Here is a 26,529-nt window from a genome sequence, read left to right as displayed (position 1 = left end):
CGATGAACCTTTTTTTATGGGGTGTGATAAGATAAATACATCATTACCTGCCTAAATAGCCGCTATGTCAGCAACTGTATCATTCCTTAAACGAGTTTCGACCACCGCTACGACACACAATATTCGTTATGGTGTTGTGTTGCGTGGCGATAAACAATGGCAAATGGAAGTGGTGAATAGCCTTAATGCAGATAATGAACCGGGTAAGACGTTTCAACTTGGTGGTTTAGCAATTAATGGTGCGCATTACCTGCCTTTTAAGCAAGGCAAAAGGTTTCTGGGCCAGGAGTGCCAAAGATTAATTTGTGATTTGGATGACGGCTTTGACGCGAATAGTTTCAGTGCGTCTATTGGTACTCTTATTGGTGGCGGCATTCTTCTGATTCTTAAAAGCGACAGTGATACACCCGCGACTGAGAACGAGTTTGGTGCGCAATGGCTAGAATTAGGTCTCACGCAGCTCATCAATATCCACAAAAATGAAGAACTCCCTTCATTACCAAGCGGTATTGAAGGGGTATCCCAACCTAGCTATCTAGAGCAAAGTTTAGCGATAGAGAAAATTATTCACGTTGTTGAGGGGCATCGGAAACGTCCTCTTGTTCTTACCGCAGATAGAGGGCGAGGGAAGACTTCAGCGTTAGGGCTAGCGTCTGGATATTTAGCGAAGTCTCGTTCAATCAATATCATCGTCACAGCGCCAACGTTTTCGATGGTTTCCCCTTTATTCCAGCATGCGGCTCAAGCGTTGTCCATTCCGTACGACAATGAAAAGACGCTTAGAGCCGATTTCGGAAACCACGTTTCGAGTATTCGTTACATCGCACCTGATGAATTGGTCAGAAATCAAATCGAGTGTGATTTTCTTATTGTTGATGAAGCGGCTGCGATTCCAACGCCGATGCTTAAGAGCATGGTACATCGATATCATAGGCTTGTATTTTCAAGCACGGTTCATGGCTATGAAGGCTCAGGCCGCGGCTTTAGCCTCAAGTTCATTCCATGGTTAAAGAGCGAACGAGAAAAGAGTACCAGTATTCATCTCACTCAGCCCATCCGTTGGAGTGAGCACGACCCGCTGGAGCGCTGGCACAACAAAGCGTTTTTACTGGATGCCGAATTGCCAAGCGGGGAAGAAGTGGAAGCATCTCAATATAAACAGGTTGAACCGCAGACTGGCACTTTAGTAAAGCTAGAGAAAGCCGCACTTATTCGCTCGCCTCATCAATTCCAAAATTGTTTCGCCCTATTGGTTAATGCTCATTATCAAACATCACCGAACGATCTGTTTCACCTATTGAATGATGATAGAACCCAAATTTACGCGTATCAGTGGAAAGGAGTGTGTATTGGTTGTTTGATGACGGTCGAAGAGGGCGGGTTGGATGATGAGCTTATCGAGTTGATTCAGCAGGGTAAGCGTCGCCCTAGTGGACAACTTGTTTCGGTCACTATTGCCAATCAACTTGGTATCTCTGAAGCGGCCAAAACCAGAAGCTTACGCGTTATGCGAATTGCTGTTCACCCTGACCTACAACGCTTGGACATCGGCTCTACCATGTTGTCACTTCTGGAAGAACAACACCCAGAACATTTCTTGTCTACTAGCTTCGGTGCGACAAGCGAACTGATTCATTTTTGGAGTAAGAACGGTTTTGTTCCTCTAAAAGTCGGGAGCCAGAGAGATAAATCGAGTGGTTGCCACTCCGTTATCATGGTGAAAGACAAGTTAGGCGTGTGGCAAAAGAAGGCTCAACGGCATTACTCTGATAGTCTTGATTATCGAGTATCAGATGGATCGCTTATGGTTGAAGTGGATGTTCTCAGGGCGCTGTTTCGCCACTCGATAATACAGCGTTCTCCTTTGTGTGAAGAAGAGAAAAGACTCCTTACCAATTACATTGCGGGTGGGGCGAGTTTAGACAGTGTTTCTTTCATTATATGCCGCGTGTTGCTAACGGCATTAGTGACGAAAGATCGCCTCGTTAGCGACTTACTCATGTTTAAAATTCTCCAGCAAAAAAGTTGGGAAGAGTGTACTTCTGTTGTGAATAAGACGGGACGAAAACAAACCGAGATACTGTTAAAGAATGACCTTGAAATACTAGTGTCCGATTTACAGTGTAAAACAAACACTTCAGGTTAAATCAGCTTATGAAAATTTACACTGTAAACCAGTACTTGTAGGCATGGCCGTTCATTTACAGTGTAAATTGATATAAACATCGTCTCGCTAACCATCCCCTTACCTCTTTCAACAACTGTTGCGTTAATAGAAATATTTTTAGTGAACAATCGTTCTGTTATAAGTTGCTAATATAATTAGGGAAACATTTAGAAATTTCACAGTGACTATGAGTAATCCTCTGTCATATCCCCACATTCCATTTGCGAAACAGCCAATCCTTTCTACACTCAAAATTAACGTCAGTAAGTAACGAAACCGAGCCAGTAGATATTAATAACAATAATTTACGGGAACTATATGGATTGTTTGTTGGGTGAATCACTAGAAATATCGACCGTCATGGATGCAAAAGTCCAGTATGCGGGATGGCTTAAACAATCCTCTTCGTTGCGTATTGATGCCTCTCAAGTCTCAAGGGTGGATGCTGCTGGGCTTCAGTTATTGGCTTCCCTGTTTATCAGTGCCAAGCAATTGAACCTCAACGTTGAATTAAGTCAGTCGTCTCCAGTATTTACTGAGGCGGTGGAAACACTTGGTTTGGCGGAAGCAATCAAAGAAGAATAAGGATGTTTGAAGGTGAGCAATATGACAAAAATTCTAGCTGTCGATGACTCTATATCTATTCGTCAAATGGTGAGTCACACGCTGAAAGATGCAGGTTATGAAGTCGAAACGGCAAACGATGGAAGTGATGCATTGAAAAAGGCTCAGCTGACAAAGTTTGATGTCGTCATCTCCGATGTGAATATGCCAATCATGGGTGGCTTTGACTTGGTTAGAGCTATTCGAGGTAAGCCACAATACAAGTTCATCCCAATCCTAATGCTGACGACTGAAACCAGCACTGAAAAAAAGCAGGAAGGTAAATCTGCAGGTGCGACAGGTTGGCTGGTTAAACCATTCAATCCGGAAACGTTACTGAAAACATTAAAACGAGTCATCTAGCGAACAATAAATAATAAGAACAACGTCAACTCGCAGGGACAAGCTATGGCTTTAGATATGGACCAACTTCGAAAGATGTTTTACGAGGAGTGTCGTGAAAATCTCGAAGTGTTAGAAAATGAATTGCTAAACATCGATCTCGCGAATGTCGAGAAAGAAACGATCAATACTATCTTCCGTGCTGCTCACTCTATCAAGGGTGGGGCAGCCACGTTCAATCTTTTCGACATCAGTGAATTCACCCATTCCATTGAAGCTTTCCTCGACCTCGTTAGAAATGATGAAAAAGACTTAACGAAAAACAGTATCGATGTCTTATTGAAAGGTGGCGATTGCATCCAAAGCATGCTTGCGGGTCATGAAAGTGACGAAATCGTGGATGAGGAACTTAAGGCATCGGTAAACGCTCTGATTGAAGGGTTGCTCAGTGATTCGGGCTCTGATGAATCAATAGAACCTACATCAGAACACGTTGATGTTGACGAAAGTGAGCACGACAGCGAGCCAAGCAAAGTTCAAGAAACGACAGTTGAAGGCTCTCCTAAGCATTGGAGTATCGAATTTAAACCGCACAGAGAAATGTTTTTTAGCGGCAATGACCCGTTGAGAATCATCCGCGAGCTTATGGAGTTTGATGAGAATGGCTCGGTTGAAGCCAACTTAGACAATATTCCAGAGATTGCGGAAATCGAAGAAGAGTTGTGTTATCTAAGTTGGAAGATATCAGTTTCTGGTGATGTCTCATTGGCCGACATCGAAGAAGTCTTTGAGTGGGTCGAAGATGAATGCGATCTGACGATTGAACCAGTCTACGAAGGCGAGGGGGTAAGTGACGTAAGCCCTGCTAATGAAGATAAAGAAGCAAACATTCAAGAAACATCTCAAGAACCCTCTTTGTCAAAGTCTTCGCCGTCAAACCTTTCACCTTCTATACCCGAAGCACAAAACGGTGGCACTTCAAACCGTTCGCAAACCAATGCATCTTCCACTGACTCTGCTCCTTCAGCTTCAATCTCAGAAAACTCTGTTCCTGCAACTAATGCTTCTGCGAGCACCAAAGCAGTGAAAGGGGATTCGAGTGTCAGTTCAATCCGTGTCGACATTGATAAAGTGGACGGTCTTATCAACCTTGTTGGTGAGCTCGTGATTACTCAGTCGATGTTAAATGAGATCGGTAATGACTTCTCAATCGATAAGCTAGATAAACTCAAGGAAGGTCTGGATCAGCTGCTTCAAAATAGTCGCGACCTTCAAGAAAACGTTCTAAATATTCGAATGTTGCCCATGAGCTTTGCCTTTAGTCGCTTCCCTAGATTGGTGCGCGACTTATGTGGACGATTAGAAAAACAAGTCGACCTCCAAATCACCGGAGAAAATACCGAACTGGATAAAACGGTATTGGAACGAATTGTCGATCCTTTGGTTCACCTTGTTCGTAACGGCATCGACCATGGCATTGAAATTCCAGAAGTTCGCAGAGAAAGCGGTAAGTCAGAGGAAGGCGTCATCTCTTTAAACGCGTATCACCAAGGCGGCGCGATCATAATCGAAATCAAAGACGATGGTGCGGGAATCGATTGTGACGTTCTTTGGAGAAAAGCCATTGAGAAAGGTGTCTTGGCGGAAGATTCTCGTCGTGAAGAAATGACGGACAAACAGGTACTGAATCTTATCTTTGCCCCAGGTTTCTCCACCGCTGACGAGGTGTCTGATATCTCTGGGCGTGGCGTTGGCATGGATGTTGTGAAACGAAATATCGAAGAGCTTGGCGGGCACATTGAAGTGGACTCAAAGCTCGGCATTGGTAGTCACTTCACGATCAGCTTACCGCTTACCCTAGCTATTTTAGATGGCCAGCTCGTTAAGGTTGGCAGTGAAGTCTACGTCATTCCTCTGCTGACTATTATTGAATCCATACAGATTAGCCCTGAGTGCATCAAGCATGCCTCTGGCGGCGTTGAACTCTATCGATTACGGGATGAGAACATACCGATTTTGCGTCTACAAGATGAATTGGAAATGGGAGAAAGTGGGCCTCTGAATGACCGCATCCTGTGTTTAGTGGAGGCGGCAGGAACACGTGTCGGGTTAGTGTTGGATGAGCTGCTTGATCAGCAACAAGTCGTCATTAAAAGTCTTGAGTCCAACTATAGCAAGGTTCCTGGCATATCTGGCGCGACCATTCTCGGTAATGGTGCTGTATCGCTCATTTTGGATATTCAAGGTCTGATCACCAGTTATCTCACCAAGTCGTCGGGCTCAAGCAATAAAGGAATAGCTGCGTAAAACCAGCTTAGGAGGGGAGATGGATACCAGTCTAAGTACACAATCTCAAGAACGCGGTGCAGAGTCATACCATGCTCAAGTTGGGCAATACGATGAGAATAACGAAAGTGCAGATTTTCTGAGTTTTCGACTTTCAAGTGAGCTCTATGGCGTTGAAATTAAAGACGTAGAAGAAATTCGCGTTTGGGAGAAACCAACACCGATCCCTCGTTCACCCAGCTTTGTAAAAGGCGTGATCAACCTGAGAGGAATGATCGTTCCTGTTATTGACCTAAGAGCGCGTTTCTCACTGGGCCGCTGTCAGTATATTCCAACCACGGTCGTATTGGTTCTCAGAAGCTCTAGTGGCGAAACGGAAAGGTTAATGGGGTTGGTTGTCGATGCCGTCAGCGATGTCGTCAGTCAAGGTGACAGTGAGTTGTATCCTGCGCAAGGTGGCTCACGTGTGATTGCTTATATGCATGGCGTATTGAATGTGGGAGATGAGGTCATGTCCCTGCTCGATACAGAGGCGTTGTTAAACATTAGTTCTATTTTGAAAGCAGAGTAACTGTTAGGGCAGATAGCGATGGAAAAACAAGAGTTCTTGAGCTTTGTATTAGAAGATGAAGAGTACGGTGTGCCGATACTGGACGTTAGAGAAGTGCGCGGATGGAACGCCGTCAGAGAGGTGCCTAATTCTCCAGATTACCTCCATGGCTTGCTCGATATCCGCGGCGAGTACGTTCCGATTGTTGATCTTCGCATGCGATTTAATCTACCGCCCGCCGTCATCTGCTCGACAACCGTCGTCATTGTTTTGAATGATGCAAATAAACACCCTCTTGGCGTGATCGTTGATGCGGTCTCTGAAGTCTATGATCTGTCAGATGAAGAGATTAAACCCGCGCCACATGTGTCGGTCACCGTCGACCAATCGTATATCAAAGGGATCGCTTCTGTCGAAAGCGGTCACTTAATACTCATAAAACTAGAGGCTCTATTTGATATTAAAGAGCTAAATAACACGTCAGTTGAAGAAGCAACGGCTTAAGGGAGTGACACATGGCTTTTTGGAATAAGAAAAAGGACGCATCAACTCAGTTTGAAGCACAGTCTAAAGACAGTTTAATGGATGGCGTCGATTCCACTAGCGACGGCAGTATGTCGAAATCACAGTTAATGGCCGCGTTAGATGGCGCGCAAACGGCGCTCATGATGATCGACCGTGACTTTAAGATAACCTACGTTAATCAGCAATCCATGAAACTTCTCAAACATCATGAGGCGCTTTTTCAATCTCAATGGCCTGGGTTTGTCGCGGAAGAAGATGAGCTTATCGGGTTCTGTATTGACGGGTTTCATGCTAACCCCGCCTACCAACGTCAAATGCTTTCCAGTGCTGCGAACTTACCTTATAAAACGGTTATTGACATTCAGGGCGTGAAAATCGAGCTGAACGTAGGTGCAATCATTGATAAACACGGGAATTACACCGGGAACACACTAGAGTGGCAAGACGTCACCGCTCAGATTGAGAAAGATAATGCGGTTGCACGGCTCCAGGCTTCCGTCGATCAATCTCAGTCGGCCATCATGATGGTCGATCGTGACTTTAATATTACGTACGCCAACGAGAAAACATTTGAACTTCTCAAGTCTCATGAAGAACTTTTCCAATCGGTGTGGCCAAGCTTTAGGGCGACTGACGATTTTCTTATTGGTTTTTGTATCGATGGTTTTCACAAGAACCCCGCGCATCAACGAGGGCTTCTGTCTGATCCTAAAAACCTCCCATATAACACGGTCATTGATATCAAAGGCGTAAAAATCTCGCTCAACGTATCCGCAATGATTGATGCGCAGGGGGAGTATGTTGGTAACTCTCTGGAATGGGATGACGTAACCGAGCAGTTTAAAAAAGACCATGAAGTTGCACGCCTGCAAGCGGCGGTAGGGCAAGCGCAAACGGCGATGGTCATGATAGACCGAGATTTTCTGATTACCTACGCGAATGATTCAACCATCAGCTTATTTGGATCAATTGAAGCTCAATTGCGCACCGTGTGGCCTGGGTTTACGGCTTCAGAAGAGTGGTTGATGGGGCGCTGTATCGACGAGTTTCATGTCAACCCTGCTCACCAACGACAACTACTGGCGGATCCAAGCAACCTCCCATATAAGACAGATATCCAAATCGCAGACGTACTCATTGAATTGAATGTCGCAGCCATTACCGACGCTGCTGGAGAGTACATTGGCAACACATTGGAGTGGTCTAACGTAACGGAAGAGAGAGCGAAAGAGCAGCAGATTGGACGTTTAGCCTCCGCTGTGGAAGGAATGACGACGAACTTAATGATGGCGGATAATGATGGGATCATACGTGACATTAATCCATCACTCATGACCCTGTTAAAGTCTCGCGAAACTGAGCTTAGGTCTATGTTGCCGGCGTTCGACTCCAACAAATTGATTGGGGCGAACATTGATATTTTCCATAAAAACCCCGCCCACCAGCGTGGAATCATTAGTAATCCGGATTCATTGCCTTTCTCATCCAACATTAAAGTTGGAAGCCTAGAATTCACGCTAACCTGTATTGCCATGCACGATGGCGACGGCAATTACATTGGCCCTGCGCTTCAGTGGGAAGACATCACTGAACAACAAGATGGCCAGCGCCAAGTGGAGTCATTGATTCAAAAAGCCATCGCGGGTGATCTGAGTGACCGAATAGACACAACCGTTTATACAGGATTCATGAAAGAGTTGGGCGATGGAGTGAATAACCTACTTGATACGCTGGTTAAGCCTCTAGGGGAATGCATAGACGTCATGAGTGATGTTGCTGATGGCAATTTGAAAGAGAGCATGTCGGATGATTACAGCGGTGAATTTGGAAGTCTAGCGAATGCCGTGAATACGTCCATTGTTAACCTCAGAAACATGGCTGAGAAAATCACCACTTCTTCGGCGAGAGTCGCCACCGCCTCGACGGAAATCGCAGACGGTAACGATGATCTAAGCCAACGCGTTGAAGCGCAAGCCGCTAACCTTGAAGAAACAGCCGCAAGCATGGAAGAGATGACCGCTACTGTTCGTCAAAATGCGGATAACGCCAAAGGGGCGAATGCTCTCGCTGACGATGCGGCAACGAAGGCAGGCAAAGGTGGTGCCGTGGTTGGCCAAGCGGTGGAAGCCATGTCTGACATTAATAATGCGAGTAAGAAAATTGCCGACATCATCGGTGTTATTGATGAGATCGCCTTCCAAACGAATCTATTGGCACTGAATGCCGCGGTAGAAGCGGCAAGAGCGGGTGAGCAGGGTAGAGGCTTCGCGGTGGTTGCAGGAGAAGTACGTAACCTTGCACAGCGAAGCGCTGCAGCGGCGAAAGAGATCAAAGGCCTTATTAACGACAGTGTCGAAAAAGTCGATGAAGGGACAAGGCTGGTTGACGAATCAGGGGCAACGTTGAAAGAGATCGTGGATGCGGTGGCCAAAGTGACCGAGCTGATCGCTCAAATAGCGTCTTCGAGTGTCGAGCAGTCAACGGGAATTGATGAGATCAACCGTGCCATCGCCACCATGGATGAAATGACACAACAAAATGCGTCACTTGTGGAAGAGACGTCTGCTGCCAGTCAATCGCTGAAAGATGAAGGCAAAGTGCTGCTCAACCTGATGAACTTCTTTACCACCGACAGCAATGTCGCAACGCTTGAATCCAAAAAGGTAGAGCCTGAAGCACCTATGGCAGCAAAAACCAATGTCAGTACCTTACGTTCGAATAAGACAGTGAATTCTAGTTTTGATATCGGTGAGGATGGCGACGAATGGGAAGAGTTTTAACCCAGGCAGGGAGTACATCACTAGTGGAGCAAGAACAAGAATTTGAGCTAACCGATGCTGATTTTAAGTATGTGCAGTGGTACATGCATAAAACGGTCGGAATCTTCTTGTCAGACCGTAAAAGAAACATGGTGTATGGACGTTTAAGTCGAAAAATGAGAGCCAATGGAGTGACTCGTTTTTCTGACTATCGCGAGATCATTGAGAACTCGAAAACGGAACAAGCCAATTTTATTAATGCGCTTACTACGAATAAGACGGAGTTTTTTCGTGAGTACCACCACTTTGAGTTTCTTGAAGGAACCGCACTAGAGCAATGGAAACACCAAGGTAACAAGAGTGTGAACATTTGGTCAGCGGGGTGTTCGACAGGGCAGGAGCCATACAGTTTTGTGGCATCGCTCTACGCCGCAGGGGCGTTTGATCTCTTTGATAATGTGAACGTCTTTGCGTCTGATTTGGATACCAAAGTACTGGATCATGCACGTGAAGGCATTTACGAGAAAGACGCAATAGAGAGCATTCCAGAGCGTTACCTCAAATCCTGTTTTGTGAAAGGAAAAGGGCAATATTCAGACAAAATAAAGGTAAAGAAAGGACTGCAAGATCAGATCCTATTCAATCAACTTAATTTGTTTGATAAGTGGCCAAAGATGCCCCAATTTGACCTTATTTCTTGTCGAAATGTGATGATCTACTTTGATAGGGAAACTCAAGAGGCCTTAATAAAACGGTTTCACCAAGCCCTAAAACCCAACGGCCTTCTGTTTATTGGCCACTCTGAAAGCGTGGGGTCGTGCAGTAACATCTTTCAGCATATAGGTCACACCATATACGTAAAACAGTAACTAGACTTTTAATCAGAGACGTCAACTAAAAGGCCCATTTCAATGGCATTTCAAATTCAAAAGCGACATTCAGAAAATGCCCACTTCAATCGCTTTTACCACCCAAGGCATCAGAGCCATATGGTCAAGATAATGCCTGGGGGGCTTTATTGTACCGATGATAATGAAATTATCTGTACAGGGCTTGGGTCTTGTATCGCGGCTTGCATTTGGGATGTTGAATTGGGGGTTGGCGGGATGAATCATTTTCTACTGCCTTTTGATAGTACCGATCAACTTCGTCATTGGCATGCATCAGAAGTGGTGTCGACGGCATCTCGCTATGGCAGCCATGCCATGGAAATGCTGATCAACACGCTGATTTCTATGGGAGCGAAAAGAGAGAATCTGAGGTTGAAATTATTTGGCGGTGCGCAAATGTTGGGGCGCTACTCTATGATTGGTGAAAAAAATATAGAGTTCATTAATCGGTACGTGGAACAAGAGCAGTTGGTGGTTGTTGCCCATGATTTAGGCGGTATGGAACCGAGAAAGGTCATTTTTGAACCCATGACGGGCAAGGCATGGTTAAAACGCATACCGTTTACAGAGGTACACATACTGCAACATCAAGAAGAAAAATACGCCAGCGAACTGGGTAAAGAAAGTCATAAAAATCATGATGACGATGTGGAGCTATTTTAATGAAAACGATAAAAGTTCTAGTGGTGGATGACTCTCCGGTTTTTAGGGCGCTTCTTGCCCAACTTATCGACTCAGATCCCGAATTGGAAGTGATTGCCTCAGCTGAAGATCCCTACGAGGCGAGGCAGATGATCAAGCAGTTTAATCCCGATGTGATCACGCTTGATATTGAAATGCCCAAAATGAATGGCGTTCAGTTTTTACGAAATTTAATGCGTCTACGACCAATGCCGGTCGTGATGATATCGACACTCACCCAGCATGGGGCGGAAGCGACACTTGAAGCCTTGGAAACCGGTGCCGTGGACTACTTCCCTAAACCTGCCGTCGAGCAAACAGGGGAAATCGTAGAATACAAAAAAGAGATTAATGAAAAGATAAAAATGGCAGCCAGAGCCAATGTGAAAACAGCGAAAACCGCAGATATCGTGCCTGAAATTGAGCATGGGGCGAGCAAGCATACAGACTGCGCGTTGATTGCGATTGGCGCGTCGACAGGCGGGACGGAAGCGGTAAAAAGTGTGATGGCAGCTTTGCCTGCAGGGCTTCCTCCCATCATCATCACTCAACATATCAGCGCCATGTTCACCCGATCTTTTGCTAAACGATTAAACGACGCGAGCGATGTAGATGTTAAGGAGCTCACGTCAGAGAAAGCCCCCCTGGTTAATGGATGTGCATATTTGGCGCCTGGTGATAAACACATCACCGTCTTTAAGCGTGGAAGCCACCTTTATTGCCAGCTTGATGATAGCCCGCCAATGAGTCGACATAAGCCCTCGGTCGACATGATGTTCAATTCTGTTGCTGAGGTTGTCGGTAGTAAAGCGATTGGTGTACTGCTGACAGGGATGGGGAGTGATGGCGCTGAAGGAATGCTCCGGATGAAAAATCAAGGTGGCATCACCATCGCCCAAGATGAGAAGTCCTCGGTGGTTTGGGGCATGCCAAGAGTCGCTTACGAAATAGGCGCAGTGAAAAATTTAGTACCGCTTAGCCAAGTGCCTAAGCAATTGTTTGACTATATTTACACTAAGAATAAATAAAATAATAATGACTGATACGTCAGGAAAAGGCTTATGAACATCATTAGACTTTCTAAAAAGTCCAAGCAGCTTATTGCGTTGACTATACAAGTCACCCTTATTGTTTATGGGATGTACCAGTCTCAAAATTTACTTCATCTTGCTTTGATGCTCGCCGTGGCGGCCATTCCTTGGCTTGTGCTTACCGCTAAAGATCCCGAACCACAGACTCTTGAAGAGAGTGGCCAACCGGATCTTCCTCACATGATCACCGAAGAGCTTAAATTGATCTTAAAAGATGGCATTCCCAAGGTGGCGGATCCATTAGAAAGACAGCACAAGATCATCGATGAATCTGTCGAAACGCTCAACAACAGTTTTTTCAGCCTACAAAAAGTCAGCGAAGAGCAAAGTACAATCTCGGGCTCTCTTGTCGATGGACTCTTGGCAAACCAAGACAGCGAATACGACCTCACGTCTGTATTACCTAAAATAGAAACCATTATTTCCGAGTTCGTCGATACGCTGGTCAACATTTCCGAAAAAAGTATCTCAGCCGTACACAGTATCCACGATATGTCAGACAAACTCGCCACTGTCTTTAAGCTATTGGATCAGGTTAAAGGATTGTCCGAGCAAACGAACCTGCTTGCTTTAAATGCTGCAATAGAGGCTGCCAGAGCGGGTGAAGCTGGCCGAGGGTTTGCGGTTGTCGCGCAAGAGGTTCGTAATCTCTCTAAGCAAGCCGAAACGCTGAACTCAGAAATAGAGAGAGAGATTAACATCGCTCAAAACACCGTTAAGGAAGCCAATACAACGGTAGGTGAGATGGCTTCGATAGATATGACAACAGCGATTGAGTCGAAAGAGCAAGTGGATGAAATGCTCACTGGCGTTCATCAAGTCAATATTGAAATAGAGCAAGAAGTGCAAAAGATTCGCCAGCTGGGTGACCAATTGCATGGCCATGTTGGTGACGGCGTGAGAGCGCTGCAGTTTGCCGATATTGTCATGCAGCAAGGCGATTATGCAAAAGAGTCGATGGAATACTTGATGGAAGTGGTGAATGCCCTTGAAGGCCATGAGAGTGATTCCGAGTTAAAAGAGGCGTTGACTGACATCTTGCAGCGTTCAAAACGCAGAAGCGCGCCTGCCGCGAGTCAGTCGAGTATTGACGAAGGTGAAGTTGAATTATTCTAAGGGAATACCATGACAGTAGAAACGCAAGTAGACACCGCAACGAAGAAAGTCACCGTCAGCATTGAGGGCGCATTTGGGTTCAATTTAGTGCAGGAATTTAGGCACAGTTATACCGATAGGAAAGAGTATAAATTTGTCATCGATCTGCGCAAGGTTGATTACATAGACAGTGCAGGCCTGGGCATGTTGCTCAATATGCAAAACTACCTTGGTCAGCCTGATGGCTCGGTCACCATTACCAACACCTTGCCGCAGGTGAAGAAGATCCTACTTATTTCTCGTTTTGATAAGAAATTTCAAATTGAATAGATCCGTTGACGATGGTTTCCATTAATAGGATCTAAGGAGAAAGCTTTGCGTATTTTAATTGTCGATGATCATTTGACCAACCGAGAGCTGTGTCGATGTCTCCTAACTGATGTCGCAAGCCACATAGACACGTTTGAAAGCGGTGTTGGCGTTGTAGAAGCAATGAAAAAGATGGCGGAATTGCCAGACATTATTTTGCTCGACGTCATGATGCCAGAGAAAGATGGTTTTACGACGGCGATCGAAATTCGAGAGGCATTTTCTGAAAACCACATTGCAATAATATTTTTGACCGTGTTAGACGACAATACCTCCTATGAGCGTTGTCTTGCGCTCGGTGATGATTTCATTGCCAAACCGGTTGAGCGAAATGTCATCATAGCGAAGGTGCAGGCACACTATCGGATCGTTAAAATTCACAAAGAGGTCATCAACCAGCGTGACCAACTCAGCCATTTTCATGAGCAAGTGCAATATGATTACTCCATCTCTGAATCCATCTTCGCCAATTTGATGGAAGAGATGAGTTCACAGGTCAGTCATATTTTCGGCGTGAATTACATTTCGACGCCATCGACGGTGTTTAACGGTGATTTGATTGTTGTGGCGAATCGGCCACATGGTGGTGCTTATGTTATGGTCGCCGATGCAACGGGGCACGGCCTGCCCGCGGCTATTTCGGCGATACCCGCGACTCGGGCGTTTTTCACCATGGCTGCCAAGGGATTGTCACTGGGTGAAATTGTCAACGAGATAAACAACTCGCTGTCCAAATTTTTGCCCATGGGTATGATGCTCGCCGCCAGTGTTTTTGAGATCAGAGCGAATGGCTTTGAAGTCTCTTGGTGGGGTGGCGGTCTCCCCGATACGTATGTCTTGGACAAGAAAGGAAAAATTTTACGACGGTTAGTCTCAAATCATATGCCTTTGGGCGTATTAGAGCCTCACGAATTTGAGACGGATATTGTGCATCTCACCTTAGAGCCTGACCAACAGATTGTGAGCTATACCGACGGCATTACCGAGGCCATGAATCACGAGGGTGAACAGTTTGGGCAAGAGCGATTGGAAGTCGCATTAGAAAAGGACAAGGCGCACATTCCGACTATCTACGATGCGGTCAGAGAGTTCTCCAATATGAAGGCCGATGACGACCTGTCGATACTGTCGATGACGTTTCCAATTATTAATGGCAACGACAGCGAAACAGAACCCAAAGATTTTTATTACAGCCATATTCCTTTGGAAACCACCCTGAATTTCCCATCACATGTTTTAAAATCCATCAGCGTACTTAGCGAGGTTCGGCAGTACCTTTCTGGCATCCTAAATGGCGGTCAGCACCTTGATTTGGTCTGTTCTGTCTTGTCTGAGTTGTTTGCTAATGCGATTGAACATGGACTATTGGATTTAGAATCGAAACTAAAAGAAGACCCAGATGGCTTCTTCGAGTTCTATCAGTTGCGAGAGGATCGTTTAAAAGCCCTGAGGGATGATGCGTGGGTAAAGCTCCATATTAACTTTCAACCCAAAGAAGAGATGCTGACGATGGAGCTTCATCATAATGGGATAGGCTTTGATTATGAGAATCTTAATCAAGAGATCGCCAATAACCAGACTCACGGCCGAGGCATTGTCTTGGCGGCTGAGTTGTGTGACTCCCTTCAGTACTCAAATGAAGGGAGATCAGTGAAAGCGACCTACCGATTTAACGCACCTCATCTCTTCCCAAGTTCCGCTTAACTCTCTTTTGCCTAAGTGGAGACCAAGTGAAAGCTAAGTGAAGGCGAAGTGGAAACTAAGTGCTGCTTGAAATGGTGAGCAGGGCGATCAGTTAAGCAGAACCGGGTAGCCATTCGTTGGGTGTGGCATGACGGTCACGTCGAAATCATAGATTTGTTTAATGGTAGCCTCAGTGAGTACCTGCCAAGGTGAGCCATCCGCAACAATACTTCCTTTATTCAAAATCATAATTCGATCGGCGTATTGCGCCGCTAAATTGAGGTCATGCATCACAATCACCACAGCGGCGCCTTCCTTGGAGAGAGACTTCGCTAAGGTAAGCGTTTGATGCTGGTGGGATAAATCTAACGCCGAGGTAGGTTCATCCAGCAGCAGCACCTTCTTGTCATCTGATTGAGATAGCTGCGTTAACACACGAGCAAAATGGACGCGCTGTTTTTCTCCTCCAGATAAGCTCGGATACATTCGCTCTTTCAAATGGAGGGTATCGGTTAAACGCATATTGTATTCGGCTAATTCTGAGATAGTGGCAGCGCTTGCTGAAAGTGGAATTCCCCCGAGTTCGACCACCTCTTTAACACTGAAATTAAAGCTTAAACTGCTTGATTGAGGGAGAACCCCAAGGTGCTTGGCGAGGAGTTTTGGCGACCATTGAGTTGAGCTCTGATGAAAGAACTCAATGTTTCCCTGAGTGGGGTACTCACCGGTAATCATCTTAAGAAGTGAGCTTTTACCCGTTCCATTTGGACCAAGCAATATGGTCAGCTCACTTGAATTAAAGTGAGTGCTTACTTTATCCAAGATTACCTTGTTGCCGAGTTTTAAACTGAGGTCATCAAGGGTGATAACGCGTGAGCTCTGTGTCGATTCCGACTCAACCTTTGGTGTCGCTGAAGTGCTAGATGCGTTGATAGATACGGTGTCCAACATTAGATACGCCCCCTTTGTTTAATGAGCAGCCAAATAAAGAATGGTGCGCCAATGAGCGCCGTGATAATTCCGACTGGCATATCAAGGGGAGCAACGGCTGTGCGAGCAATCATGTCAGCGATGAGAAGTAAGAGCGCGCCTATGAGCATTGAAATGGGCAGTAGCGATTTGTGATTGGGCCCTATCATCATTCGACCAAGGTGAGGCACGATCAAGCCAATGAAGCCGATCATACCGGCCAGTGCTACAGTCACTCCCACGCCTGCTGCGGTTAGTAGTATCAGTTGGCGTTTCAGCTTCTGTACTTCTATGCCCATGTGTTTGGCTTCGGCTTCACCGAGCAAGAGAGCATTGAGTGGTTCCGCTTTGCAGTAGAACAGAATGAACAAGAGTATGAGGGTCGTGTAAGCCAACACGAGTCCGCCCCAATTAGCACCTGCGAGTGAGCCCATGGTCCAAAGGGAGAGGTCGCGTAACGCTTGGTCGTCGGCATAATAGTTCATCAACCCCAGTCCAGAGCCTGCCAGCGCGCCAATCGCGACGCCCGCGAGAAGCATCATGGTGACCGACGTTCCGTTTGCACCTGTGCCAAGGCGATACACAATCACAGTGGTGAGTGCGCCACCAATGAATGAGAAAAGCGGTACTGTGCCAAACAGTAAGAGCTGCGGGTAGCTTTGCGATAACGAGCCAAAGAGGACGATGGCGATAGCAGCGCCAAGAGATGCCCCCGCGCTGACCCCTATGATTCCAGGGTCTGCAAGAGGGTTTCGAAATAACCCCTGCATGACCGCGCCGCATATGGCCAAAATCGCGCCGATTGCGATGGCCAATAAGGTTCGTGGCAAACGTATTTGCTGAATCACGAGCGTGATATGAGCGGGAATGTCCGCCGTTCGTATTGAGCTAGGCAGAAGCGCTTGAATACTGTCAATGATGGATATATCCATCGGGCCGAGGGCCACGGAACTGACAATAGCAAAATAGAGGGCGACTAACCCAAGGATCATGAGAGATCGTGTCGGGATTCGAGAGTTGCGTAAAACGGACATACAGAGCGCTTATTGATTAGTGAGATAGGGTGAAAAGTGGTGTTAACTGGCGAGCACACCACTCTCTATTATTGATTTAAGGGCGAGTCGGCGGGCGGCCTTTACTCACCACTAAAGCGTTGGTGAAGTTCTTTCGCGACTTCTAAACTGTGGAGTCCGAAGCCGCCAATGAGCGCACTGCTTGGCACAGAGATGATTTGCTGTTTTTGACCCGCTGGCGTTGCAGCAAGCAAAGGCAACTTCTTCAGCATCTGCTCCTGTCCACCGAAAGTCGACCACGAACGATCGCTGACCAAGATATAGTCAGGCTGCATGTTGATGATCGCTTCGTATGACAGTGGCTTGTATGAGTGAATGATCTCTGCGGCTGGGTTGTTCGCACCAGAAAGTTCGATGATCTTGTCTACCGGCGTTTCTGTCCCCGCTGCGGTTGCTGGTCGGTCTTTACTCAGCATGAGAAAGATAACGTTGGGCTTGTTATCCAGCTTTTTGTCAGACAGTTGGGCTATCTCTCGGTCGACCTGTTCTTTAAGCTGCTGCGCTTCATCGTGTTTATTCGTCAGATCACCAATCGTATCTATACGCTGATGCAATGCTGATAGCGAGTTGTCTGATGGCAATGTCATTACCTCAACATTACTGGCTGTGAGAAGATTTAGGGTTGTGTCTGGCCCCATCTCACTCGAACCAATCAAACGGGTCGGGTTGAGTGCCATCAGCCCTTCTGCAGAGAGTTGACGGTGGTAGCCAACTTGAGGAATATCAGAGCCCTTCACAAAACCCTTACTGGTGACATCGACCGCGACCAATTGATCTTCAGCGCCAAGAGCGAAAAAGAGCTCAGTAATGTTCGAGCCTGCACTAATAATGCGTTCCTGTGCATGTGCAGAAAACGAAACGGCAGAGAGAGACACAGTTGCGCACGATAGCGCAGTGAGTAGTAGAGTTTTTAAAGCAGGTGAGCTTGGTCGGTTATTCATTATTTTTTCTCTTCATCCATAATGATGCTGGTGGCGTTCATTTGATTTTTTTGCATAAAAGAAAGCAATTGCAGCATTTTCTCAACGGGTACATCTTTGTCTGAGCCAATGACAATATCCCGTTTTGGGTGCTGCTTGGTGGTTCTAATCAAGGCGCTGGAGAAATCATCCCAGCTCGCAAAAGATTGTTGTTCTATCGCCCAATGTGGCGAAGCAATGAGCAGATTAACAGCGATAACCTCAGTGTCGATTGGGGTTAATACTTGCGTCTCATCGGTCGTCGGCACATCAATGTCCATGGTTTTTATATCGATATTGGCCGTCATCAGCAGAAACACCATGACGATAAAGATAATGTCCAACAATGGGGTTAAATCGGGTTTAAAGTCAGAGCCAAACGGTGCGGATTTTTGTCTACTTGTAATCATGCCGCTTGAGTACCATTTATGGATTCAGTGCGATGATGACCGGCCGATTTTTCGGTTGACTTAGTTTCGGTTGACCTGGTTTCGGCAGACTGAGTGCTTTCAGAGTTCATGCGTTGCGAACCTGAATGGGGCGTTTTAGAGGCTCTATAGAGAGTATTTTTATGGTCGACGTTCATCCCTTCAAGCAGTAAATTACAGTGGTTTAACCCGTGCTCAATTTTACTGAGTACACTGTCAGCCCACATCGCAAAGAGCTGCGCTGATGTAATCGCAGGAAGTGCAATCAACAAACCTGCGGCGGTCGTCGACATCGCTAACCCTAGTCCTTCGGCCAGCAACGACGGTTCAATAGATCCTTGAGACGTGCCGAGCGTTTTAAACATTTCTATTAAACCCAGTACGGTGCCCAATAGCCCAACCAGTGGTGCAATGACACCAATAATTGTCAGAACCTTAAGCCCGGAAGTGTATGACTGTCGCTGCTTTTGAAGCCAGATACTCACTGCTTCCTCACGAAGTGCTTTGTCAAAATGTCGGTGGCCTAGCAGCATTGAAGCGCCAACCTCTAGGGTTCTCTTTTTGCCCGCTAATCCCTCTGAAAATTGATCGATTTTGCTGGAATCAGAAAGATCGAGTTGTCGAAGCGTACACAATAATTGGCGGCTCTTAGTTCGCATATTGAGCAGTAGAAAGACCAGTCTTTCTAATATGAGCATGGTGACTAAAAAAGACATGACAGCCAGTGGCCAAGTCATCATTCCGAGCTGAGTGTGGATTGTGTTAAAGGTATTCATGGTTAATCTAACTTAAAATTGATTGGAATTTGCACTCGGTGGGCAATGGCCTGGCCTTGTGTTTTATGTTGGCGGAATTCCCACTCTGAAATGCCACGTAGAGCAGCGGTATCGAGAATTTGGTGTCCTGAAGAGTTCACGATAATAAGGTTGGTTTGCTCGCCATCTTCATCCAGCCATACCTCGACTAAGACGTTGCCTTGAATGTTTCGACGTTTAGCACTGCGTGGGTATCCAATGGCTGAAGGGCGTGTTTCAAATGTAGGCTTCGTCACCAGTTTTGGTGTCGATTGAGCAGTGCTCAGCGCCTGGTTCGCCACTTTCTTTTCCGCTGGCTCGTTAGTTTGAGCTGTGACGGTTTTGACCAACTCCTCTGTCGTGGTTTCTTGCAATGGTTGAGTGACTTTCTGAAGCACTTGTTCTTTAGGTGTGTGTTCCTTAGGCGCTTGTGTCTCAGGTTCTTTGATGGAAGCAACCTTCGGCTCAACGGGTTTCTCTATTTCTTGTATCGGCTTTGATACCACCTGCTTTGTAGGCGGAGTGGCCTTTTTTCGTACCAGATTTTTCTCGCGAGCAAGCGCTTTCTGCTGAGTCACAGGCTTGGCCTTAGCGGTGTTTTTCTTGATCGCTTGATCAGGGTTCCGCGCTTCTGGAGGCGTAGGTGAAGGCATAGAAACGAATTGAATGCTGACTGATTTACTGTGAGATTCACCCATTGGCGCAACGGTAATGGGCTTATAGTTGGCCGAGAATGCCAAGCTATGAATAGCAAACGATAACCCACCAAATATTAGATAGTGTTTGTAGCCCATAACTCTTCCTTACCTTAATTGCCATACCGAACAAGCATGATTATCCACCATATGCGAATGAGATCAATTATTATTTACATTATCATTAAGGCAGTATACCATACAGTCAAATTAAAAGGTTGTATAGAAATGTATTTATAAATCCCATGCTTACAATAAACACATCAGACACAGACCTAGTTGGCCTCTCAACACCCGATCCGCTGCGGTTTGCTTTTAAGAGAAAAAAAGGTGCCCATGCGGGTGGCCAAATGAGCGTTGTCGCGCCCAATTTAGCGCAAGGGAAGTTGCTTGAGACACTGAGTTCACCTTCTGTACAAAGCAACGCATCCCGGTGTCTTTATATCCATATTCCGTTTTGTCGCGTGCGTTGCACCTATTGCAACTTTTTCCAATACGCTTCCTCCAAAAAACTGATGAATCAGTATTTCGATGCCTTGGTTCAAGAGATCCGTTGGAAGGCTTCATTTGATTGGACGCGGTCGAATCCGTTTCAAGCGGTTTACATTGGTGGCGGCACACCAACGGACTTGTCAGCGGAGCATTTGGAGACGTTAGGCAAGCTAATTCGTAGCTCATTCCCACTCACCGCTGATTGCGAAATCACCCTTGAGGGGCGAGTAAATCGCTTCGATAACGAAAAATTCGAATCGGCCTTAGAAGGCGGCTTCAACCGTTTTTCTTTTGGTGTTCAGAGTTTTGATAATACCGTTCGTCTTGCTGCTAAGCGGTTAGACAAAAGTGATTATGTGATGGATCGATTGCAGTCGATGGTGAGCTACAACGCCGCCCCTATTGTGATTGATTTGCTTTACGGACTTCCCCATCAGACGCTAGAAAATTGGCAGCATGATCTGAATAGCTATCTGGAATCAGGTGTTGATGGTGTTGACCTTTATCAATTGATAGAGATGAAGGGCTTGCCAATGGAACGCGCGGTAGCACAAGGCAAGCTACCCATGCCCGCTGATACGGCGATGAAAGCAAGCATGTTTAAGATGGGTGTTGAGTTCATGGCGAAACATCACCAAAGGCGTTTAAGTGTGAATCATTGGGCGTCTGGAAATCGTGAGCGAAGCATCTATAACAGCCTGGCAAAAACAACCGCAGAAGTGCTTCCAATCGGCGCTGGTGCGGGCGGTAATGTTGGTGGCTTTGCAATGATGCAGCATCGTGACATGGAACAGTATATTGATGCCATTAATAGCCAGTCATTTCCAATCAATGGGCTTATGCAAGTCTCGCAAAATGCGCCATTAACCAGTTCGATTAAATCGGCATTTGATCGTGGGGTTCTTTCTCAAACTCATCTTGATCATGTCGCAGGCTACGCTTTGTTTGATGCGCTTAAACCCTTATTTGAAGCGTGGCAAAAGAATGGGCTTGTTGAGACCAATAGTCGCTATGTCACGCTTACGCTTGCTGGGCAGTTTTGGTCTGTCACATTGGCGCAAAATGTCATACAGGTGATTCAACAATCACTTCAAGAAGAATCACTTCAAGATAAATCACTTCAAGAAAAGCATGCTCAACCTATTAATACTAACGCTGAAGTAGCGTAATGGAGATCAGATGTTTGTTACTCATTCATACGTCGAAATAAAACAAAAAGTCGCAAATGCACTCGCGATTGATGATGGCGTCGCCGTTTCGTCCATGGCTCAACAGATGGATCTAACCGAAGGTGAGGTGACCCTAGCATTGCCGGAAGCGTGCGTAAGTACCATTGATGGCACGCACACAGAAGCCATTCTGACTCAACTGCCTGAGTGGGGAAAAGTGACGACCATCGTCCATTCGTTTGGCTCTATCTTCGAATTCAAAAATCCATTCCCAAAAGGAAAGGTGGCGCATGGTTACTACAACATCATGGGCAAAGAAGGTCTACACGGTCACTTAAAAATTGACTTAGTCAAACACATTGCTTTTGTCAGTAAGCCCTTTAAGACAATGGAGAGCCACTACATTGGCTTCTACACTCAAGAGGGGCATTGCGTATTCAAAGTTTACCTTGGCCGCGATAAAAGCCGCCAACTGTTTCCACAACAAATCGAAGCATTTCAAGCACTAAAAAAGGAATTCCTCTCGTGATAGATAAACAACAAAGACTGCAAGATAGGCTAGGGCCTGAGATTCAGGAATTTAGAGACAGTTGCCAAACGCTTCAGTTAGCGACGCTTAATGGCAATGTACCTCATGTGAGCTATGCACCTTATGCGCATACCTCACATGGTTACTTTATTTTGATCAGTGATATTGCTCAGCATGGTCAAAACCTGAAACGTGCGAAATCTGTCTCGATCATGATGATCGAAGATGAATCTGAAGCGCGTTCTATTTATGCTCGCCGCCGTTTGAGCTTTGATTCTCAAGCCACTTGCATTGATAAGCAATCTGTAATGGGTCAAGAAGGGATAGAAGCGCTGCGCCAACGTTTCGGTGAAATCATCGAAAACCTGAGCACGCTGGATGACTTTAATCTGTACCAATTGGTTCCAGAGCAAGGTCGTTATGTGAAAGGGTTTGGTAAGGCGTTTCATGTATCTGGCGATGACTTACTGAGTTTCTTGCACCTTTCTGAGGGACATGTTCGCGATAGTAAAGACGCGAAAATGGAAGTTGAAGCAGATTAAAACATCAGATCGCACGGCCAATAATATGCTCAACTCATCATCAGCGTGCCGTCGACCATTAAAAAGAGATTCGTAGAAATTTGTGCACCAAAAAACGGTGCCACAGCTTTCTTTGATAACAGCAAAATATCAATTTTGCATTTCTAACAATATAAAAAATCAGCAGTTAGGCCAGTTTTTTTCATGAGCTGGCCAAGGGACTTTATGCCCAAATTTTAGGGAATGGACTAATTATGTACAACAAAACACCTTTAGCCGTCATGGTGACCGCTATCCTAGCTTCAAATTCTGTGTTAGCCGAAGAAGTATACACACTTGATGAAGTGGTCGTTTCGACGACAAGAACCAACCAAACAATCCAAGATACCGCGGCTTCTGTCACGGTGATCAGTGACGAAGATATTGAAGAGAACATGGTGAATGATGTTGCTGGCCTGTTCAGCTACACGCCAGGTGTGGATGTTCAGTCAGACTCACGTCAAGGCATCCAAAGCATCAATATCCGTGGTATGGAAGGGAATCGAGTCAAGATCTTGGTTGATGGCGTGTCTCAGCCGAATCAATTCAAGAACTCATTTTCTTTCATCAACTCAGGTCGTGTTGATGTCGATGTTGATATGTTGAAGTCGGTTGAAGTCGTGAAAGGCGCGGCCTCATCTCTACAAGGTAGCGATGCGATTGGTGGTATTGTTTCATTCCAAACGAAAAATCCAAGCGATTTCCTAAAAGAAGGCAAAGACTTTGGTGGACACGCCAAATTTAACTACTCTTCTGCTGACAGCACGTTTAGCGAGTCAGTGGCATTAGCGAACAGAGTGGGCGAATTAGAGACGCTGGTTGCGTATACGCGTCGCGATGGCAAAGAGCTAGAAAACTTTGGTACGCCAGACCCGCAAACGTCAGATGCCAATAACCTGCTTGTGAAACTCCAGTACCAATTTAATCCAGCTCACCGAGTTGAACTGACCGGCGAGTATGTGAATAGCAGTGTAAATACGAAGTTCAACGATGACTCGTACACCAATTACACTGGCGAAGACATCAGCGATCGTTACCGTATAGGTATTAAGCACATTTGGGAAATGGAGACAGCTGCTGCGGACACGTTAACTTGGCAGCTAGATTACCTAGCCAAAGAGCAGCAAGGCATCACGAATCGTACTTATGTGTCAGGTGGTAATGTTCAGAAAAAGGACTACGTCTATAGCGATAAAGGGATTCAAGCCGACATACAGTTTGACAAGTTTATCGAAGCTGGGGCTACTGAACACTTTATAGTTTACGGCGCGTCATTCTCAGGTAAAGACATAGAAAATACCAACAACGAGTACAATACGACTCGTCCAGATACCGTTGTGTTCTATATGCCTGAAGCATCAGAGACACGTTACGGTTTCTTTGCTCAAGATGAAATTACGATGGGCAATCTTATTGTGACTCCAGGTGTGCGTTTTGACTCCTTTGAAACCGATCCAGGCAGCAATTTTCCTGAAGGTGGCAGCTACGACCCAGCAAACTATAAAAAGTATTCTGATTCAGCCGTCACTGGCCGTTTAGGTGGGCTTTACACTGTAAACCAAGAGAACAAAGTATTTGCGCAAATCAGCCAAGGTTTCCGTGCGCCTGATTTCCAAGAACTGTTCTATTCATTTGGTAACCCACAACACTACTACCGTAGCGTGCCGAACCCAGATCTGAAAGCAGAAGAGAGTATCTCTTACGAGCTTGGTTGGAGACATGATGTCGCGGCGAGTTCTACAGAGTTTGCTGTGTTCTACAGTGAGTACGACAACTTCATTGATACAGAAACAACAGTGGCAAGTGACGGATTCTATGAATACAAGTATGTAAACATTGAAGAAGCAACAATTAAGGGTGTAGAGTTAGGGAATACTCTTGATTGGTTCGAACTGACTGGCAGTGCAGAAGGTATCACCACTCGTGTTGCTGCAGCTTACACGGAAGGTAAGGATGGTAACAACGACCCTCTTAATTCTGTTAACCCATGGAATGCGGTGGTTGGATTAAACTATGACGCGCCTTCTAACGTTTGGGGCTCATCGTTGAAGGTGACGTACACAGCGGCGAAGAAAGAAGAAGACGTAACACCAGGCGTGATCAGAGGCCAGGCCCAAGAGGTGTTTACCCCAGGTAGCTCAACGGTTGTAGACTTAACGGCCTACTACGTACCGATGAAAGATCTCACACTTCGCGCCGGTATCTTTAATGCGACGGATGAAGAGTACTACCACTGGAGTGATGTTCGTGGTCTAACGGAAGAAGACAAGTTCCACACTCAAGCGGGTCGAAACTTCGCGATTACTGCTAAATACGATTTCTAAGCACGTTCAATCTGTTCAGAAATAAGTGAACCGCTCTTCCTTTGAAGAGCGGTTTTATCATTTAGGTCAAAAATTTTTAAGGCATTGGCTTTGACGACACTATTTATCAATAAAAAATGGCTTGTAACTCAAGCTCTCAAGCATAAACGCAAACTGGTTATCGCGAATATTGTGGCGTTGCTGGCGACCGTTCTGAGCGTTCCCATTCCGCTGCTGATGCCGCTTCTTATTGATGAAGTCGTCCTAAATCAGCCAGGTTCAGGGTTAGATCTTATCAACATGTTTGCCCCGCTCAGTTGGCAGACGTCTGTAGGCTACGTGGTGATCGTCACCATGCTGGTTGTATTCATGCGCCTAGCGAGTCAAGCGTTGAATATCTACCAAACGCGTCAATTCACCCTGATTTCTAAATCTCTCACCAGTGTCGTACGTGAACAGTTACTCACCAAGCTGGGCAAGATCAGCATGCGTCAGTATGAAGAGCGAGGCAGTGGTGCCTTGACCTCCTACTTCGTGACCGACATTGAAACGATCGATCAATTCATTGGCAGCGCATTAAGCCGCTTCCTGATTGCTATCCTGAGCACGATCGGTATTGCCGGTGTGTTGTTTTGGCTGGATTGGAAGCTCGCCCTGTTTATCGTACTGCTGAATCCGGTCATCGTGTATCTGTCTCGCCTAATGGGGCAGAAGGTAAAACACCTTAAGAAAAGAGAGAACCAATCTTTTGAGCGATTCCAGCAACGATTGGTTGAAACCTTAGAAGGTTTGTATCAGTTACGCGCCTCAAACCGAGAGCAGCAATATCTAAGCAAGTTGAAGGGAGACTCCAACAATATTCGCTTAGATGCGGAAAATTACGCTTGGCAGTCCGACGCAGCAAACCGCCTTTCGTTTCTAATGTTTCTGGTTGGTTTCGAGATATTCAGAGCCGCTGCCGTCGTTCTTGTCTTGATGGGCGATTTAACCGTTGGGCAGATTTTCGCGATATTTGGCTACCTGTGGTTTATGCTTTCACCGATTCAAGACCTGTTGAGCATTCAGTATTCGTGGTACAGCGCTGAAGCGGCGATGAAACGCATTAACTCGATTATGGCATTAGAAGAAGAGGCTCGCCCAACGCCAACCGTGAATCCATTTACGGATAACGAATCTTTTAAAGTGGAATGTCGTAATGTCAGCTTTTCGTTTGATGGTGAGCGTAAGGTTCTGGATAACCTCGATATCACGATTGAAAAAGGGCAACGTGTCGCCCTTGTGGGCGCATCAGGCGGCGGTAAGTCGACCTTGATTCAGCTCCTTTTGGGCATCTACCAAAAAGAGAGTGGCGATATTCTAATCAATGGTCATCCGATCGAAAAGGTTGGCTATGACGCGTTGCGCGCAAAAATTGCCCCAGTTATTCAGCAGCCGATGATTTTCAATGACACGGTTCGACATAATCTCACGCTAGGCGAATCTTACAGCGATGACGCGCTCCATGACGCATTGGCGGT

Annotated in this window: 24 protein-coding genes; 18 read left to right on the top strand and 6 right to left on the bottom strand. The window is 46.0% G+C overall.

Features of this window, described 5'->3' with window-relative positions:
• Positions 1-64: 64 nt before the first annotated feature.
• From BCU12_RS05210 to BCU12_RS05150, 13 genes are all read left to right on the top strand, one after another.
• The gene (locus BCU12_RS05210; RefSeq protein WP_102403299.1) at positions 65-2,146 is read left to right on the top strand and encodes a GNAT family N-acetyltransferase; all 2,082 of its coding nucleotides are present in this window, start codon (positions 65-67) and stop codon (positions 2,144-2,146) included.
• 339 nt (positions 2,147-2,485) lie between these two features.
• Entirely contained in the window at positions 2,486-2,752 is a 267-nt protein-coding gene (locus BCU12_RS05205) for an STAS domain-containing protein (RefSeq protein WP_102403298.1), read from the top strand.
• Between the two features lie 21 nt (positions 2,753-2,773).
• On the top strand, positions 2,774-3,133 hold the full coding sequence (locus BCU12_RS05200) for a response regulator (RefSeq protein ID WP_102403297.1): 360 nt from the start codon (positions 2,774-2,776) through the stop codon (positions 3,131-3,133).
• 45 nt (positions 3,134-3,178) lie between these two features.
• Positions 3,179-5,419, top strand: coding sequence for a chemotaxis protein CheA (locus BCU12_RS05195; protein ID WP_102403296.1), 2,241 nt, complete (start codon positions 3,179-3,181; stop codon positions 5,417-5,419).
• A 19-nt stretch (positions 5,420-5,438) separates the two neighbouring features.
• Positions 5,439-5,969 carry a chemotaxis protein CheW gene (locus BCU12_RS05190; protein WP_102403295.1) on the top strand — a complete coding sequence of 177 codons (531 nt, stop codon included), beginning with the start codon at positions 5,439-5,441 and terminating at the stop codon, positions 5,967-5,969.
• A gap of 18 nt (positions 5,970-5,987) precedes the next feature.
• On the top strand, positions 5,988-6,452 hold the full coding sequence (locus BCU12_RS05185) for a chemotaxis protein CheW (RefSeq protein WP_102403294.1): 465 nt from the start codon (positions 5,988-5,990) through the stop codon (positions 6,450-6,452).
• Positions 6,453-6,529: 77 nt separating this feature from the next.
• On the top strand, positions 6,530-9,253 hold the full coding sequence (gene aer2, locus BCU12_RS05180; RefSeq protein WP_133153813.1) for an aerotaxis transducer Aer2: 2,724 nt from the start codon (positions 6,530-6,532) through the stop codon (positions 9,251-9,253).
• On the top strand, positions 9,238-10,101 hold the full coding sequence (locus BCU12_RS05175; RefSeq protein ID WP_102403293.1) for a protein-glutamate O-methyltransferase CheR: 864 nt from the start codon (positions 9,238-9,240) through the stop codon (positions 10,099-10,101). The genes aer2 and BCU12_RS05175 overlap by 16 nt, the downstream gene beginning before the upstream one ends.
• Before the next feature lie 42 nt (positions 10,102-10,143).
• A complete protein-coding gene (locus tag BCU12_RS05170) occupies positions 10,144-10,785 on the top strand; it encodes a chemotaxis protein CheD (RefSeq protein ID WP_102403292.1) in 642 nt (213 codons plus the stop codon).
• Positions 10,785-11,831: a chemotaxis response regulator protein-glutamate methylesterase gene (locus BCU12_RS05165; protein WP_102403291.1), complete on the top strand. Its 1,047-nt coding sequence runs from the start codon at positions 10,785-10,787 to the stop codon at positions 11,829-11,831. The genes BCU12_RS05170 and BCU12_RS05165 overlap by 1 nt, the downstream gene beginning before the upstream one ends.
• Positions 11,832-11,864: 33 nt before the next feature.
• Positions 11,865-13,010, top strand: a complete 1,146-nt coding sequence (locus tag BCU12_RS05160; RefSeq protein ID WP_102403290.1) for a methyl-accepting chemotaxis protein — start codon at positions 11,865-11,867, stop codon at positions 13,008-13,010.
• A gap of 9 nt (positions 13,011-13,019) precedes the next feature.
• Positions 13,020-13,319: an STAS domain-containing protein gene (locus BCU12_RS05155; protein WP_102403289.1), complete on the top strand. Its 300-nt coding sequence runs from the start codon at positions 13,020-13,022 to the stop codon at positions 13,317-13,319.
• Positions 13,320-13,364: 45 nt separating this feature from the next.
• Complete coding sequence (locus BCU12_RS05150; protein ID WP_102403288.1) at positions 13,365-15,062, top strand: fused response regulator/phosphatase; 1,698 nt, start codon at positions 13,365-13,367, stop codon at positions 15,060-15,062.
• Positions 15,063-15,149: 87 nt separating this feature from the next.
• Here the strand turns inward: BCU12_RS05150 and BCU12_RS05145 are convergent, their stop codons facing one another.
• From BCU12_RS05145 to BCU12_RS05120, 6 genes are all read right to left on the bottom strand, one after another.
• Complete coding sequence (locus tag BCU12_RS05145) at positions 15,150-15,992, bottom strand: heme ABC transporter ATP-binding protein (protein ID WP_102403287.1); 843 nt, start codon at positions 15,990-15,992, stop codon at positions 15,150-15,152.
• Positions 15,992-17,044, bottom strand: a complete 1,053-nt coding sequence (locus BCU12_RS05140) for an iron ABC transporter permease (protein WP_102403286.1) — start codon at positions 17,042-17,044, stop codon at positions 15,992-15,994. Before BCU12_RS05140 ends, BCU12_RS05145 begins: the two co-directional genes overlap by 1 nt.
• A gap of 101 nt (positions 17,045-17,145) precedes the next feature.
• The gene (locus BCU12_RS05135) at positions 17,146-18,024 is read right to left on the bottom strand and encodes an ABC transporter substrate-binding protein (RefSeq protein WP_102403285.1); all 879 of its coding nucleotides are present in this window, start codon (positions 18,022-18,024) and stop codon (positions 17,146-17,148) included.
• Positions 18,024-18,452 carry a biopolymer transporter ExbD gene (locus BCU12_RS05130; protein ID WP_102403284.1) on the bottom strand — a complete coding sequence of 143 codons (429 nt, stop codon included), beginning with the start codon at positions 18,450-18,452 and terminating at the stop codon, positions 18,024-18,026. The genes BCU12_RS05135 and BCU12_RS05130 overlap by 1 nt, the downstream gene beginning before the upstream one ends.
• Entirely contained in the window at positions 18,449-19,246 is a 798-nt protein-coding gene (locus BCU12_RS05125) for a MotA/TolQ/ExbB proton channel family protein (protein ID WP_102403283.1), read from the bottom strand. The genes BCU12_RS05130 and BCU12_RS05125 overlap by 4 nt, the downstream gene beginning before the upstream one ends.
• A 2-nt stretch (positions 19,247-19,248) precedes the next feature.
• Positions 19,249-20,058 carry an energy transducer TonB gene (locus BCU12_RS05120; RefSeq protein ID WP_102403282.1) on the bottom strand — a complete coding sequence of 270 codons (810 nt, stop codon included), beginning with the start codon at positions 20,056-20,058 and terminating at the stop codon, positions 19,249-19,251.
• 146 nt (positions 20,059-20,204) lie between these two features.
• Between BCU12_RS05120 and hutW the strand changes: the two genes are divergently transcribed.
• From hutW to BCU12_RS05095, 5 genes are all read left to right on the top strand, one after another.
• Positions 20,205-21,620, top strand: coding sequence for a heme anaerobic degradation radical SAM methyltransferase ChuW/HutW (gene hutW / locus BCU12_RS05115; RefSeq protein ID WP_102403281.1), 1,416 nt, complete (start codon positions 20,205-20,207; stop codon positions 21,618-21,620).
• 10 nt (positions 21,621-21,630) lie between these two features.
• Complete coding sequence (hutX, locus tag BCU12_RS05110) at positions 21,631-22,149, top strand: heme utilization cystosolic carrier protein HutX (RefSeq protein ID WP_102403280.1); 519 nt, start codon at positions 21,631-21,633, stop codon at positions 22,147-22,149.
• A complete protein-coding gene (hutZ, locus tag BCU12_RS05105) occupies positions 22,146-22,691 on the top strand; it encodes a heme utilization protein HutZ (protein ID WP_102403279.1) in 546 nt (181 codons plus the stop codon). The genes hutX and hutZ overlap by 4 nt, the downstream gene beginning before the upstream one ends.
• A 233-nt stretch (positions 22,692-22,924) precedes the next feature.
• Positions 22,925-25,033 carry a TonB-dependent hemoglobin/transferrin/lactoferrin family receptor gene (locus tag BCU12_RS05100; protein WP_102403278.1) on the top strand — a complete coding sequence of 703 codons (2,109 nt, stop codon included), beginning with the start codon at positions 22,925-22,927 and terminating at the stop codon, positions 25,031-25,033.
• Between the two features lie 216 nt (positions 25,034-25,249).
• The coding region (locus tag BCU12_RS05095; RefSeq protein ID WP_241909750.1) for an ABC transporter ATP-binding protein at positions 25,250-26,529 on the top strand (1,280 nt) is incomplete at its 3' end.

The organism is Vibrio sp. 10N.261.55.A7 (assembly GCF_002877365.1).
In the GTDB taxonomy this organism is placed as follows: Bacteria; Pseudomonadota; Gammaproteobacteria; order Enterobacterales; family Vibrionaceae; genus Vibrio.
Note: the sequence above shows the minus strand (reverse complement) of the source record. Positions and strands in the feature narration are given on the sequence as shown.